Origin of the sequence: Kitasatospora sp. NPDC088346, assembly GCF_044740765.1 — a bacterium.
Classification (GTDB): domain Bacteria; phylum Actinomycetota; class Actinomycetes; order Streptomycetales; family Streptomycetaceae; genus Kitasatospora.
In genome coordinates this window covers 1-13,082 of record NZ_JBIURH010000098.1, presented here as the reverse complement: position 1 = coordinate 13,082, position 13,082 = coordinate 1, and the positions used below count along the sequence as shown (strand labels likewise).

At 66.2% G+C, this 13,082-nt stretch carries 13 protein-coding genes and 1 pseudogene; 7 read left to right on the top strand and 7 right to left on the bottom strand.

All coding sequences use genetic code 11. The features are described from left to right. The 4 genes and pseudogenes from ACIOFR_RS40960 to ACIOFR_RS40945 form a co-directional block, all read left to right on the top strand. A pseudogene (locus ACIOFR_RS40960) lies at nt 1–224 on the top strand (hypothetical protein); the annotation flags it as partial. A 58-nt stretch (nt 225–282) separates the two neighbouring features. Continuing rightward, complete coding sequence (locus ACIOFR_RS40955; RefSeq protein WP_401005735.1) at nt 283–1,275, top strand: helix-turn-helix domain-containing protein; 993 nt, start codon at nt 283–285, stop codon at nt 1,273–1,275. A gap of 46 nt (nt 1,276–1,321) precedes the next feature. Continuing rightward, on the top strand, nt 1,322–2,425 hold the full coding sequence (locus ACIOFR_RS40950) for a hypothetical protein (RefSeq protein ID WP_401005734.1): 1,104 nt from the start codon (nt 1,322–1,324) through the stop codon (nt 2,423–2,425). A gap of 115 nt (nt 2,426–2,540) precedes the next feature. Then, nucleotides 2,541–3,317 carry a DUF4145 domain-containing protein gene (locus ACIOFR_RS40945; protein ID WP_401005732.1) on the top strand — a complete coding sequence of 259 codons (777 nt, stop codon included), beginning with the start codon at nt 2,541–2,543 and terminating at the stop codon, nt 3,315–3,317. A 115-nt stretch (nt 3,318–3,432) separates the two neighbouring features. Here ACIOFR_RS40945 and ACIOFR_RS40940 read toward each other — a convergent pair whose 3' ends face one another. The 4 genes from ACIOFR_RS40940 to ACIOFR_RS40925 all read right to left on the bottom strand — a co-directional run bounded on the left by ACIOFR_RS40940 (nt 3,433) and on the right by ACIOFR_RS40925 (nt 7,573). Next, nucleotides 3,433–4,341 (bottom strand): Shedu anti-phage system protein SduA domain-containing protein, encoded by a 909-nt coding sequence (locus tag ACIOFR_RS40940; RefSeq protein ID WP_401005731.1) that lies wholly within the window; start codon nt 4,339–4,341, stop codon nt 3,433–3,435. A gap of 154 nt (nt 4,342–4,495) precedes the next feature. Beyond that, nucleotides 4,496–5,332 (bottom strand): hypothetical protein, encoded by an 837-nt coding sequence (locus ACIOFR_RS40935; protein ID WP_401005729.1) that lies wholly within the window; start codon nt 5,330–5,332, stop codon nt 4,496–4,498. 57 nt (nt 5,333–5,389) lie between these two features. Then, on the bottom strand, nt 5,390–6,259 hold the full coding sequence (locus tag ACIOFR_RS40930; RefSeq protein WP_401005727.1) for a restriction endonuclease: 870 nt from the start codon (nt 6,257–6,259) through the stop codon (nt 5,390–5,392). A gap of 204 nt (nt 6,260–6,463) precedes the next feature. Continuing rightward, a complete protein-coding gene (locus ACIOFR_RS40925; RefSeq protein WP_401005725.1) occupies nt 6,464–7,573 on the bottom strand; it encodes a DUF3644 domain-containing protein in 1,110 nt (369 codons plus the stop codon). Nucleotides 7,574–7,825: 252 nt separating this feature from the next. Here ACIOFR_RS40925 and ACIOFR_RS40920 point away from each other — a divergent pair, with 252 nt between their 5' ends. After that, nucleotides 7,826–8,359 (top strand): GyrI-like domain-containing protein, encoded by a 534-nt coding sequence (locus ACIOFR_RS40920; RefSeq protein WP_401005723.1) that lies wholly within the window; start codon nt 7,826–7,828, stop codon nt 8,357–8,359. A 267-nt stretch (nt 8,360–8,626) separates the two neighbouring features. Then, entirely contained in the window at nt 8,627–8,884 is a 258-nt protein-coding gene (locus tag ACIOFR_RS40915) for a SpoIIE family protein phosphatase (RefSeq protein WP_401005721.1), read from the top strand. A gap of 337 nt (nt 8,885–9,221) precedes the next feature. On the opposite strand, the gene ACIOFR_RS40910 is transcribed toward ACIOFR_RS40915, so the two are convergent. From ACIOFR_RS40910 to ACIOFR_RS40900, 3 genes are all read right to left on the bottom strand, one after another. After that, nucleotides 9,222–9,665: an HSP18 transcriptional regulator gene (locus ACIOFR_RS40910; protein WP_401005719.1), complete on the bottom strand. Its 444-nt coding sequence runs from the start codon at nt 9,663–9,665 to the stop codon at nt 9,222–9,224. A 623-nt stretch (nt 9,666–10,288) separates the two neighbouring features. Further along, complete coding sequence (locus ACIOFR_RS40905) at nt 10,289–10,933, bottom strand: dihydrofolate reductase family protein (RefSeq protein WP_401005718.1); 645 nt, start codon at nt 10,931–10,933, stop codon at nt 10,289–10,291. Nucleotides 10,934–11,659: 726 nt separating this feature from the next. Continuing rightward, nucleotides 11,660–12,325: a DUF6426 family protein gene (locus ACIOFR_RS40900; protein ID WP_401005716.1), complete on the bottom strand. Its 666-nt coding sequence runs from the start codon at nt 12,323–12,325 to the stop codon at nt 11,660–11,662. Between the two features lie 172 nt (nt 12,326–12,497). Between ACIOFR_RS40900 and ACIOFR_RS40895 the strand changes: the two genes are divergently transcribed. Next, nucleotides 12,498–12,926 carry an XRE family transcriptional regulator gene (locus ACIOFR_RS40895; protein ID WP_401005714.1) on the top strand — a complete coding sequence of 143 codons (429 nt, stop codon included), beginning with the start codon at nt 12,498–12,500 and terminating at the stop codon, nt 12,924–12,926. Nucleotides 12,927–13,082 lie beyond the last annotated feature (156 nt).

Below are 13,082 nucleotides of genomic sequence, written 5' to 3'. Positions count from 1 at the left end.
GACGGCGTGGATCAACGACCCCGCCAAGCGCCGCGAGCCCGCACCACAAACCTCATAGCCTCACGACCGTCTCACTGGACTTGAAATCTTCCGCCTTCGCCACCAACATCGCCATTGGCGTTCGAGCGATCTCGGGCGTGAACGACGTGACGCTGCCGGACACGCACCCGGTCATCGAGCAGCTGCGCAAGGAGTTCATGGCCATTCCGGGCGACGAGCTGTAGCTCGCAGCCAGCCAGAACGACCAAAGCCGTACCCAACTGAAGGGGTGGATAGGCGCAGGTGGCAACGGTGGAGCGGTGGACGGGGGCGGAGGTCCGAGCCCTGCGCGAAGCCAAGCGCATGAGCATCGAGGCCTTCGCTGACCACCTGGGCGTGAGTGGCCGGATGGTGTCGAAGTGGGAGGCGCGTGGGGCTGAGATTCACCCACGGCCGGTCAACCAAGCTGCGCTCGACACTTCGCTGGCCGTCTCCAGTCCCGAGGTGCACGAGCGCTTCGCCAGCCTCACCGCCACGCTGGCCAAAATGAAGGGAATTGAGTGTCGGGACCCGGCGTTGAGCGAGGCAGCCCTGGTCTCAGCCTTTGAGGAAGAGGTGAGCGCCTATCGAATCATGCCTGACTTTCGAGACAGTGCGCTTGAGATCATAGAGAGCCGCTATATCACGCGGGACGCCGAGGTAAGCGCTGTGCGGGCTTCCCGGGCGCAGGAGCTCAGTAGGACTCGGGAGAAGTTGCAGCGCCTCATAGACATGCGAGCCGCAGAGGAGATCGAGGCAACGGATTTCCGAGCGCAGCAAACTAGGTACAAGGAGGAGATTGCGGAACTATCGCAGGAGTTGCAGGCTACTGACGCCACAACACAAATGCTTGTGCGTCGGGTGGCAGTAGAGCTGTTCAACGACTTGACAATAGTGGCTGACACCTTCCGCCAGGCGTCGCCGGCCGGGAAGAAGCGACTGCTGATCGCTCTAGGCTCGAACCTCGTGCTCAAGAACAAAAAAGTGCTCCTGGAAGCCAAAAAGTGGTACCAGGAGATCAAGAAAGGATACTCGGCCGAGGAGGCCATCTACCTCCAGGCTAGAACCTCAGGAAAAGGCTCTACAGAGGAAAGATCGGCCTCTCTCGTACGGACGATTCCAATATGGTGGAGCACTGTTAATGCTGTAGTGGACCTCATAGAAGCCGAAATAGCATCGGGCCGGCGTATCGCACGACTCAGCCCAGAAGATCAGATTTGCGAAAACAGCGAGCGCAGCGAAAGCAGTCAGGTGTAGGATCCTGCCCTCGACTGTGGCAGTGTCAGCATGATTGGAAGGTCCCGTGTCAGACCTACTCGCGCCGCTCGATCACGACCAGCTGATACTGCTCTCCACCATGGCTGGCCCATACCTGCGAGACGGCGAGTGGCCAGTCTGGCACTATGTCGCCGCGCAGCTCGAAGAGTGCGACCTCAACGCGGACAAGCTCATTCGCTCACTGCCCATGGTCGGCGACCCTGGGCATGGCGCTCGCTACGGAATCGCCTCGTTCGACCGCAATATTCTGCAAGACGATAGCCGGCCCGCACTGACTGTAGCGGCCGCGCTTCATGCCCCCGAGCTTCAGCCGGTCATGGGAGCCTGGTTTCTCCGCGTTTTCAAGGCCATCGTCGATATTCAGCTAGAGACGCCTACGTCGGCCCAGGCGGTGACTCGGGCAGAGTTCTCATCGGCCGTGCTCAAGGAGCGTTTTCCCGCCATCGGTGATCCGTTCCTCAAGGCACTTCCCGGCATCCTTGACCGGGAGCCGGCGACCCGGATCAGTTCTAACGTATGGATGTCCACCGATGACCCAACCAACTGGAGTCGCAGCATCCACCGCGAGATTCTGAAGTATCGGGACGTCAACAGTCTGGAGGACTACGTCCGGCGTGTCGTTGAGTTGATGCCACGTCCGGAGCTGCCGCGGCGCTGGGCCGCACCAGTGGTCGACACGCTCGTGTTCCCCGAGGCCGTCCCGCCAGTCGCCACACCGATCGTGCTGGCCGCGCCGCGGCCTGAGTACGTCGACGCCAAGCTCATCACGGAGCTGGAGCAGAAGGCCGGCACGACGGCCTGGAAGCTCGACAAGTTCCTCCAGCTGGCCCGTGAGCTCAACGACAACTTCGCGAATGAGAACCCGTACGCCTGCCACGCGCTGCTGCGGGCGATCATCGACCATGTTCCGCCTGTGTTCGGCCAAGGAAGCTTCGAGCAGGTGGCCAGCAGTCACCCGTGGGGTCACACGGATAAGGCCTATATGAGGAAGCTGGTGGAGTTCAAGAAGGCAGCCGATGACGTGATGCACCGCCAAATCCGGCGGAGCGAGAACGTCATCTCAATGCATGACCTACCGCTGCGGTCGTACGTGAATGCTCTCCTTCGCGCATTCGCCGACCTGCTCTAGCCAGTCCGAGCGGCATTCCTGACTTCCGCCATAGTCAGCAGGCTACCTGATCGCAACCCAGTACGATTCCAAATAACTCTCGCCTGCACTCGGCGCCCGTGCGATACTGCCCTGCATGTCACTCAACAACGGCGGCGATTTGCGCAGCCTCAGCAAGTCATTCCAGGTTGCCAACTGGCCGGAGACGGCCTGCCCCTCCTGCTACCGCGGGGCGCTGAGCCTTGCAGACAGCAAGTCGCTGCAGACTGTAGAAAGTCTGTCGAGTCGCGCGAACAGAGACCACGAAGGTTGGGAGCCGGAGTGGCTGCACGGAACGTTCCATGCTGAACTGACCTGCGACCGTAGCCAATGCGGCCAGGTGGTCATCGTTTCTGGAGACTGGGAAACGATGACAGAGAAGCTGGATTCGGAGGGGTGGGATGGGCAGAGCTACGAAGAAGTGGTTTTGCCGCGCTTCTTTCTGCCTAGCCTGGTTCTGATCCAGCCGAATGAGAAATACCCTAATTCCGTTCGTGAACTGGTCGCATCGGCGTCTACGATCCTGTGGACCGATCCCAGCTCCGCTGCCAATCGCCTCCGCACAGCCATCGAAGAGTTGCTCACTCTTCAGCGAGTTCGGAAGACGACCACGGCTGGCAAGCGCATGACGACGCATGCTCGAATCGTTGAGTTCGAGAAGAAGCGGCCGGAGCCGGCCAAGTTTCTCATGTCAGTGAAGTGGATTGGCAACACTGGAAGCCACGAAGACTCCCTTACGGCGCCCGACGTGGTTGACGCCGCAGACCTCCTCGACCACGCACTGGCCCTAATCTACGACACCCGCCCACAGCAGCTTGCCAAGAAGGCTGATGCTATCAACAAGCGGAAGGGGCTACCGCGCAAGAAGAAGTAAGTCAAGCCGCGCCAGACGTAAACGCTGAAGCCCGTAACCGGGGGCCAACGCCCAATACTATTAGTAGTTGGCCCCCAATCCTGAACCTCAGCATGACAGGAACCGCGCGGTGCGATTACTCGCCCTCGCCACCCAAAGCTGTAGCCGTTAGCCCATCCCGACGGTCTCGTTGTACCTGAATACGCCAATGCTCCCAACGCTCTGCCACGTAAGCCCGCCGGTCATCATCGATTAGCGGCACATCGGCTAGAGCAAGTTCTGGGCTGGCAACAGCTTTGAAGAGCTCACTCATCATCGGATGAGTGGTAAAGGTTGGTGGCAGTGCCTTGAGGTTCCAGCCTTGAACGGAACGAGAGACCGTGCCATAGTCCTTGGCTTCCACGATCGGCTTCAGACTGTCAAACGTGTAGAAGTGCTCGTTATCCCTACGCATGTAATTTCGCTTGGCTCGCATGTACGCTGGGTCTGTATGAAGCGATGTTCCTGGCCGAAACTCCGCGTCCCGCCCGTAAATCAGCACGTACTGCGGCTCAAGAGTGCGATCGGTGAAATCCGACGCGTACGTCTTGAGGAAGATTGACTGATTCTCAGGCTTTGAGAACCAGACCTTCCATTCAATCAACTGGTCAAGTGCCTCGGTCAGCTCCGCGGTCGGCGTCTGATTCCCAGGGTTGAACCAACGCTTGGAGGGATCTTCGATCTCAATGCAAATCGGGCGCACGGATGCCGTATCCCTCCGCACCCACATGAAGTCGGGATAGCGGCGCCGCCCAAGTCCTTGAAGCTCCGGCTGTGAGATGACCGACCACAACGTGGCGCCGTGGTGCCCTCCCGGCCCGACATCGTCGGTCGCGCCAGGCAAGAGTGACGGATGGGCTTCCAGGAACCTCTGGACAGGCGCCTCCGCACAACCGGAAGCGAGCAGGTCCGCCCACTCCCGCATGAGCCAAGTCCGGTAGTCGTCCCAGCTCACCGCCCGCGGTCGGGCTGGGTCATCACTCGCTTGCAGGGTAACCCAGGTCATATGGCCGCTTCCTTTGCGTGGGGGCTGCGATGATGTGATCGATCAATCTCTATTGAGCCATTACCTGTTGATCCGCAAATTTGCGGTTGCCGGCCTCCTTCGCATAGCACCTCTTGGCTCGCGGCAGCTCTGTCAAGATCTGCCCTCGCCTTGACTACGGCAGCGGCACAGCTCCCCGCTCATCGTCCATGTGCAACGCGCTGAAGAGTCGAAGCGCCCAGACCGCGTTGTCGCAGGCGGCGAGGTAGTCCGCAGCATCCACAACCGTCGGCGTCCCACCGTGTGCTACCTCGCTGCGAAGCCGGAACAGTTCCTCCATGGACCTTGCGGCTCTGCTACCGAGGCCAGCTCGACGGAGTTCCTCGATCTTCTGGCGCAGGGATAGCCGGCGTCGATCTTCCCTGGTCAATGGCTCGGCCTCACCAGCCCGCTGGAGCCGATCGAAGACTCGGTCTGCGGCCATCTCCACATCTCGCCAGGCACTCAGGATGGCGGCCTCAGGATGGTCCCGTACCAACGGAGCCAGTCGGTTGTAGATGGTCCTGGGCGTAGCAAGATCGTTATGGTCAGCGCCAGCAGCCAGACGTTCCCGAATCGTGGTCATGGCCGCCCACGCGGTCTCAGTGAGCGCACGCTCCTCGACGACGCCCTCATTGAGCAGTCGCTGGAGCACCTCAACATGCTGCCCCGCCGCAGGATCTTGACCTACTTGCAGCTCGGACGCAGGCTCTGGTATCAACGCGCTCGGTGTCCCGTGATGCTCCAAACTGGCGGCGGCTTGCGCGGTTTCCTCCACGATCGCTTCGCGGGTCTCAGCTTCGACGTCCCGAAACTCGTCGCCAAACTCGGCCTCCAGGCCGGCGCCCTTGGCTGACCGCAGTCGATGCAGCAGGCCCCTGAACTCACCCCTGAAGAAGATCATCAAGAGCAGCACGAACACCGGCCACACCAGAGCCTGCACGTACTCCAGCACGAGCTTCGCCACGTCCATGGAGCCGATCTTGGCGGATCAGCGCGGGCCTGGGGGCCGAAACTGCAAAGTCGGCCTCTACCCCAGCGCCAGGTGCGCCGGGAAGTAGCAGTTGCCGGTCTCGTTGGCGTAGCGCTTCTTGCGCTTGAGCAGCTCATCGAGCGGGATGCGCCCCTCCAGCACCGCGTAGAGGTCACCCCCGTCCATTGTGATGAACGAGGTCCGGCGATCATGCTCGCGCAGGGCGCCCGACGTGAACCCGTTGGCGGCGATGTACAGCCCGAGGGCGTTCTTGCCCTTGCGCCTGACCTTGGCGTCGAAGATGTCCACGTGCCCCCGCTCCATCGGCTCCTTCCACCACTTCGCTTCCACGATGTAATCGTCGGTGTCGAAGGACAGCGAGCCGTCGATCTGCTCGGTCTCCAGCTTGTAGGACAACCGGGGGTCCAGATCGAACAGGCGGAACAGCTCGTTCAGGAACGGCTCGAACGCCAGGCCCGCCTTCTGGCGGTTCGCCATCTGGCCAAGCTCCATGAACTGGTCCTTGAGCGCCGCGAGCTTGGTGGCGAAGCCCTGCTGGGCCTGAGCAGCTGCGCGGTGTTCGGCCAGATCCGCGGCGAGCCGCTGGCGCTCGTCGATGATGCCCTGATGCTTCTCGGTGCAGGTCTTCAGCGCGGCCACCGCCTCCTGGGCGGCCGGCAAGAGAGTGGCCGCGTCGGCGTGCCGCTTCAGGCTGGGGAAGCTGTCCATCTGCGCCACTTCGAGCATGATGCTCAGGGTGAGGTCGCGGTACCGCTCCTCGCCCGTCAGGAGCCGAGCTACGAACGCCTTGGCGAACACGATCTTGTAGGCGGTGAAGTCGAGACCGGCGACCAGTTCCCGGTGGGCGCTGCTGCGGGTCCGGATGAAGTTCTCAAGATCACCCTTGTACCAGTAGATGGCAGCCAACGCTTCCCGCAGAGCGTCGTAGGCTCCTGGGTGAATCCGCTGCGCCCGCATTGACCGAGTCACGTCTACCTACCCTCCCCAGTCGGGTCGGCTCGACCCGCTACCCCGATCGGCCGATGGTACCGATGGCGACCGTCAGAACGGGGTCAGCCGTCCGCCGGACCTTCTGTCCCGCACGGGCTGCGTCGAACTTCTGATCGAATGTCATGCGGACTTCTTCTGCGCCAGGTTGTCGACCTGGTGTTCGCCGCTGGATTGGCCGGGCAGCTGGACCACCTGCCCCTGCGGCTCACCCCCAAAGAACGCGCGGTACTTCTCCGGAGTGCCAACCTCGGTGATGATCCGCTTCACCCAGGCGTCGGTGTAGACGTAGTTCCCGAACGCCTCGCTGTACACGCAGTACCTGGCGTCCGTGTCGTACGGTTTTGCGGCCCCCTTCGGCTTCCGTACGCCCAGCCGGTGCCACAGTTCAGTGTGGTGATGGATCTTGAAATCAAACGGCACCTGGCTATCGACCAGCTCGACGACCTTGCCCGGCAGCAGTTTGCCCTTATCTGCCACCTCAACCTGACGGTCGCGAACGAGGACGGTTCCGTTTCGGCCCGCCTCCGTCATGATCTTCCGCTCGTCCTCGGTGAGCTCGTCCAATCGCACGAAGTTGATGGCCAGGTCAGCATCGGTCTTGGGACCCACGATGGGCACCAGCCGAACGCGGTAGTCGTACTGAAGATCATCCAAGACCTCCTGGTCGAGCACCGCCTCATAGCGAGCGACCAGGTCACGGGTCCGTCGCGGTAGCTTGGCTGCGGCCGCACGCAGTTCGTCGCGGCCGGCCGCCGTGAGCTGCTGGAGCGAGATCGGGAACCGCAACCGATCGGCAAGGCTGTAGAGCGGCCCGAAGTGGGACACCATCTCGTGCTCGAAGTTGAAGACGAGCGCTTGAGCCTTGCCACCCGTCACAACCTTGAGCCCGTGCTCGTAGCGGTGCTCCACCTTGTTGCGCAGTTGAACGAAGAGCTCGGCGTTGAGGCGAACGGGGTCCGCCGAGTTGGGGTAGCGCCGCTTCAGGCAATCCTCCAGGGCCCAGGCCTTGGGCTCGCCGTCGACGATCGCATGCCGGCCCGTCTTGGGGTCCCGGTAGTGGTAGTCCACGCCGTCCTTATGGAACTCCGCATGCAGGAGGTAGTGCCAGGCCTTGTGCATGTGGGTCAGGAAGTCTCCGTAGTCACCACCCGAGCAGTTCCACTCATCGACCGCCTTCAGGGCGTGCCGCTGAGACTGCATCAACATGTGGTGCCACCGGGGCTTTGCCATGACGCCTCCCGCCGTTCTGTGATCAGAATCACACCTCGGATGGCCTCATGGCAATCAAAATTCCGCCTATCCGACTTGAGTACCACCATGCCCATTGGTTGCACATTTGTTCGAGTTTCGATCTACCCGACAACCTGCCGCCCCGTGCGGATGTCGCTCTTCAGGTTCGGACCGACGACCGCGGTGCCACTGGCCACCTCTGGCCTCGGGGGTGCACCGACCGTCACTGGCATCGTCGAAGGAAGTACGGCCATGCGGTACCGGATCGTGGAGAAGGAGCCGTTCCGGGTCGTCGGGAGGAAGGCCCGGCTTCCGCTCGTCCACGAGGGGGTCAACGAGGCCGCCGCGGCACACCTGGCAAGTCTCGACAGGAGAGCGATCGTCACGATGAAGGAGCTGGCCGGTCAGGAGCCGGAGGGGATCCTGTCGGCGGTGGTGTACCTGACCGACAGCCGGGACGAGGGCGCCGAGGCCGACTACTGGATCGGTGTGGTGACCGGTCCCGGGGCGGTTGCCGATGAGCTGGACACCCTCGACGTGCCGGCCGGTACCTGGGCGGTCTTCGACAACCACGGGCCGTATCCGAGCGCCCTGCAGGAGCTGTGGCGGGACGTGTTCACCCAGTGGTTCCCCTCGAACCCGTATACGAGCCGGGCAGGTCCGGAGCTCCTGCGGACGCAGCTGGTGGAGATCGGTGCGGAGACCGACTCCCAGCTGTGGATCCCGGTCGAACGGGGCGGCGGAGCGCCAGGGCGTGGACACCGGTACCTGCCCCCGGAGTCCTAGCGAGTGGACCCCAAGTGCCCGATGGCGTCCGCCAGCTGGCCCGTCGACGACGGCGATCGCCGTCGCATGGACTACTTCCCCGGGCACCTCTACCTCGCTGAAGGGCTTCTCCCGCGTGTGGTCAACGGCCCGCACGGAAGCATGCCAACCCGCTGAGCGGGCCGTTGGTAGCTGCGGTTGTTGGTTGTACGCAACCAGCGATCGCGTGACCGGTGCACCGCCGGCGGGCGGCCGTCGCCCCGTCAAGCAGCTGCCCGTGGCCGGGGGATGAGGTGCGACCTCGGGGCCGGCCACGGTGGCGGGCACGGCACCGCGGCCGGCCCGACCGACGCCCGCTCCGCCGACGGTGACCTGTTCGGGGAGCAGCGCCTCATCGACACCGTCGTGCGGGCCACCGCGACTGCAACCGGCTACCCGGCGCCCGAGGCGCTGCGCCGGCTCATGCACGCCCTCCTGGCGCACCGTGACCACGACCTGCGCGACGACGCCACCGTCATGCTCGTCGAGTGGCACCCCGAGCGGTGACGGCGCCTCGTCGACGCGTGGGTGCGTGAAGCCCCGGAGCGCGCGGATCCTCGCCACCGCCGGGTGGCGCGATCTCACGGTGACCGGCCGAGGGGGCGGGGGCGAGCCCGGCCCGCGTGCCCGGCCTCGCCAGCGTCCGCGCGCGACCGTGCCGGCCGGTGGGCGCACGGACCACCACCCCGGAGGACGGACCACCAGCACGCCGACCTGCCGGCGACACCGTTCGTTTGCCTGACCGGCGGCGCGGGGCGGTGGCACGCGGGTCGAGCGCGGGCGGCGAGGGCCTGGAGCCGTGGCGGGCCGTCGCCGACGGCGCGACGGCGCGACGGGGTCGCGGTCAGGCGCGGCGCTGTTTGCTGTCGTCGCGGAGCTGGTGGGTGCGGCGGGTGAGGGCGTCGAGGCGGCCGGCGAGGTCGTCGTGCTCGGTGCCGAGATGCGGCCTCATGGCGGTGAGCGGCTCGATGAGGTCTGCCGTGTCGGTGGTGCCGCGGGCGGCGGTCAGGGCGGCCTGGGCGGGACGTGCGTTCGGGTCCAGCCCGGCGGCGGCGAGTTGTGCGGCGAGGACGCGCAGCTCCGCCGGATGGTCGCGGGCCCAGGCTGCGACCGTGCGGTCGGCGGCCCGGCGGTCGCGAACGGCCTTGACCCGCTCCGCGCCGGTGCCCGTCCCGGCCGGGGCGCGGCCGGGGCGCAGGTAGCGGTTCTCGGCGGCCTGGCGGCTGGCGACGCCCATGGGGCGGGCGAGGTCGGCCCAGGTGGCACCGGCGGCGCGGGCGCTCTCCACCAGGCCGGCTTCCCAGCCGGCCAGCCGGCCAGCTGGGTGCGCAGTTCGCGCAGCAGCACCAGGGCAGTCAGGGCCTGATCGGGGCCGTCCTCCTCCGGCTTCCCGTCGCCCGGGCGGGTGGACGCCGGCCCCGGAGCGGCGGGGGACTGGGCGGTGAGCACGGCGTGAGGGCCACTGCCCCCGCGCCGCGGCCCGATGGTGCCGGAGCACCGAACACCCCGCCCGCGCGCCTGGGAGCAACCCGCCCGGGGCCGCACCACCACCCCACGTTCCATGCCCGGGACGACCACCGGCGGGAGCCGTCCGTCCGCATGGCCCACAGCCTCCTCGACGGCGCCGACGACCCCGCCGACCTCGTCGCCGAGACCAGCGGCTCCCGCTGCGCAACGGCTCACGCGGCGGACGACCACCACGGTGCCGCCCGGGGGCGCCGGTGCCCGCTGTTCTGCGGGGCTCGCCGCCGGGCTGCGCGGCCTGCCCCGGCGCCTGGGGATATCGACTCCGGCGGGATGGCCGGGGATGGGCCGGCCCGGCCGCCAGGGCGCCCATAACGTGGTGCTCGCGGGCGCAGCCTCAGCACCGCGTCCGGCCCGGTCCCGCCGTCGCTACGGCGGGCGGCGGAGCTACGGCCGGGTGAAGGTCAGATGGGTGATGCCGCCAGGTGTCGTCACCGACTCGACCTGAAACCGCTGCTCCAGCCCTTCGAGCCCGTCCCACAGCCGCTCACCGCGGCCCAGGACGATCGGCACGAGGGCGACGTGGAGGTGGTCGACCAGATCCTCCGCGAGGAACTGCCTGACCGTGGCCGGCCCCCCACCGATCCGCACGTCGAGGCCGCCCGCGGCCTCGCGGGCCTGCCGCAGCGCCTCCTGGGGTGAGGCGTCGATGAAGTGGAAGACCGTGCCGCCCTCCATTTCCAGCGACGGCCGCGGGTGGTGGGTCAGCACGAACACCGGGGTGTGGAACGGCGGGTTCTCTCCCCACCAGCCCTTCCACTCCTCGTCCGTCCACGGGCCTCGCTGCGGCCCAAACTTGTTGCGGCCCATGATCTCCGCCCCGATCCCGGGCCCCCAGGTCCAGGCGAGGGCGTCGTCGACACCGCTGCCGCCGCCCGCCCGGCCGTGCATCTCGTTGAAGGCGCGGGTCTGGAAGAACCACTCGACCAGCCGAGTCCCGGCATGCCCGAACGGGGCCTCCAGCCCCTGCCCCTCCCCGGCGGCGAACCCGTCCAGGGACACGCTGAAGTTGTGCACGCGTACTCGCGACATGACATTCACGCCTCTCACTCGGACCCGGGAGTCGAACCGAGCCTAGACGCGCCCACTGACGTCGAGCCCCGCGCCACAGCGCAGCACCCGCCCGGACGGTCGAACCCGAGGGGACGGCCCGCGGGGTGAGCTTGCCCCGATCATGGTGCCCGCCCCGCGGCGACCGCAATGACGACGTCGTCGCAGATCCGGCCACAGGGTCGGTCACCGGACCGCCGTCGACAGGATGCCCGCTGTCGAGCCACGACAGCGGGCACCCACTTCGAGCCCGCCCACCGGCCGAAGGCTGCGAGTGGCCGCTGCACGGCCTCGAACCGAACCGCGAGCGTCTCGAAGCGCGTAGCCACAGCACGGTTGCGCTTGAGACGGCCGATCGCGCACCCCACCGCGTGCCGGGCCTTGTCACCCTCGGGGTCGAACGCAGGCGGTCGGCCACCAGCGGACCTGGTCGACCGGCTCCGCGATCCTGCACCGGACTCCACACCTGCGCAGGCAAGCACGGTGGCGGCCGATGAGTACGCTTCGTCGGCCCGCACCCGAACCGGAGTCCGCCGCGGACGACCCCGGCCCAGCCTTGATACCCGGATCACCTTCAGCGCCGGCACGAACTGTGGACTGTCACCGCGCTGACCTGCCGTCACCAGCAACGACAACGGCTTCCGGCCCTACTCACACGCCAGGTGGATCTTCGTGCCGAGCCCGCCCCGCTGCGCGGAGCTCCGGCAGTCAGCAGGCGACGCCGGTGAGTGTGGCTGTCGGCACGGTGACGTTCACGAACTCGACGGTGGAGACGCCGGTCGGGACCATGTAGGTGATGGTCTGGTATTCCACGCTCAGCCCGAACCTCTGGCCTGCGGGGATGGTGATGTCCCATCCGGTGTTCTGGGTGATCGTGGCGTTCAACTTGGTGCCGAGGGTGGCCGTGAGGACCTCGAAAGCCTTCGCGGAGGCGTTCGTGCTGACCTCGTAGTTGACGTTGTACGAGGAGTTGCGGGTGAACTTCTGGTCCTTGGTGGAGGTGTTCTGCAGGCAGTCCTGGACGACGGTCCACTTCTGGCCGTAGCTGTAGGGCCTGGCGAAGGTGCCTCCGTTCGAGCCGCCAGGGACGCCCGAGCCGCCGGGGACGGGGGCGACGGCGGGAGCCGCCGGGATGCGCGGCGGCTGCGCCCGACCCACGATGACGACGGTATCCCCGTCGAACGTCTCACCGATCTCGCCGCTGCTCCAGTCGATCGTCTCCGAGAAGCTGCCGCCGCACTCCAGGTCGTCGGATCCGGGGGTCAAGATGGTGCAGTCGTGGGCGGCGGCCAGGGTCGGTGCCACCACCGCAGGCACGGAGGTGAGCAACGATGCGCCGAGTGCCGCGGCGACCAGGGACGTCCTGAGCTTCATGGGTACTCCTTCGGGGTTTCGCGTCGGGGAAGCGCGCCGGACGGCTCGACAACCGGTCGGCGCGGCGCAAACACTGACACAGCCTCAGCAGATAAGCCAGTATGAATCTGAATCCAATACGCATATGCTGAGATGAACGAGCGCGAGGAGCTCGGGGGAGGGGAGACGCTCAGTGACGGCAGAGCGGTCGGCTGTACCGAGCACCCTCGCGGCCCGCATCGAGCGGCTCTTCCGGACCGCCGTCCGCCGGCCGGGGGGCGAGCCGTGCACCAACGAGGAGGTCGCCCGGGCCTGCCGGGAGGCGACCGGCAGGAGCTTCTCGGCCGTCTACCTCTGGCAGTTGCGCACCGGGCGGCGCGACAACCCGACCAAGCGTCACCTTGAGTCCCTGGCGCACTACTTCCAGGTGCCACCCGCGTACTTCTTCGAGGACGAGCAGGGCGCGCGGCTCGCCGACGAACTGGAGCTGATCGGGGCGCTGCGGGACGCCGGGGTCCGCGAGGTTGTGCTCCGGGCGGTGACCCTCTCGCCGGACGGGCTCGGTACCATCAGCGACATGATCGAGGCGATCGCGCGCCGGGAGGGGAGAATCCGACAGTGATCTTGCGGAGACGCCCCCCGGGGACACACGGGCCGGCGGCCCAGCACGTCGGGTCGCCGGCGGAACGGCGCAGCCTCTGGCGGCGCTGTGAGCGGATCGCGGCGACGCTGGCCCTGCCGGAACCGTTCGAACTGCCTGCCCTCGCCGAGACGTTGT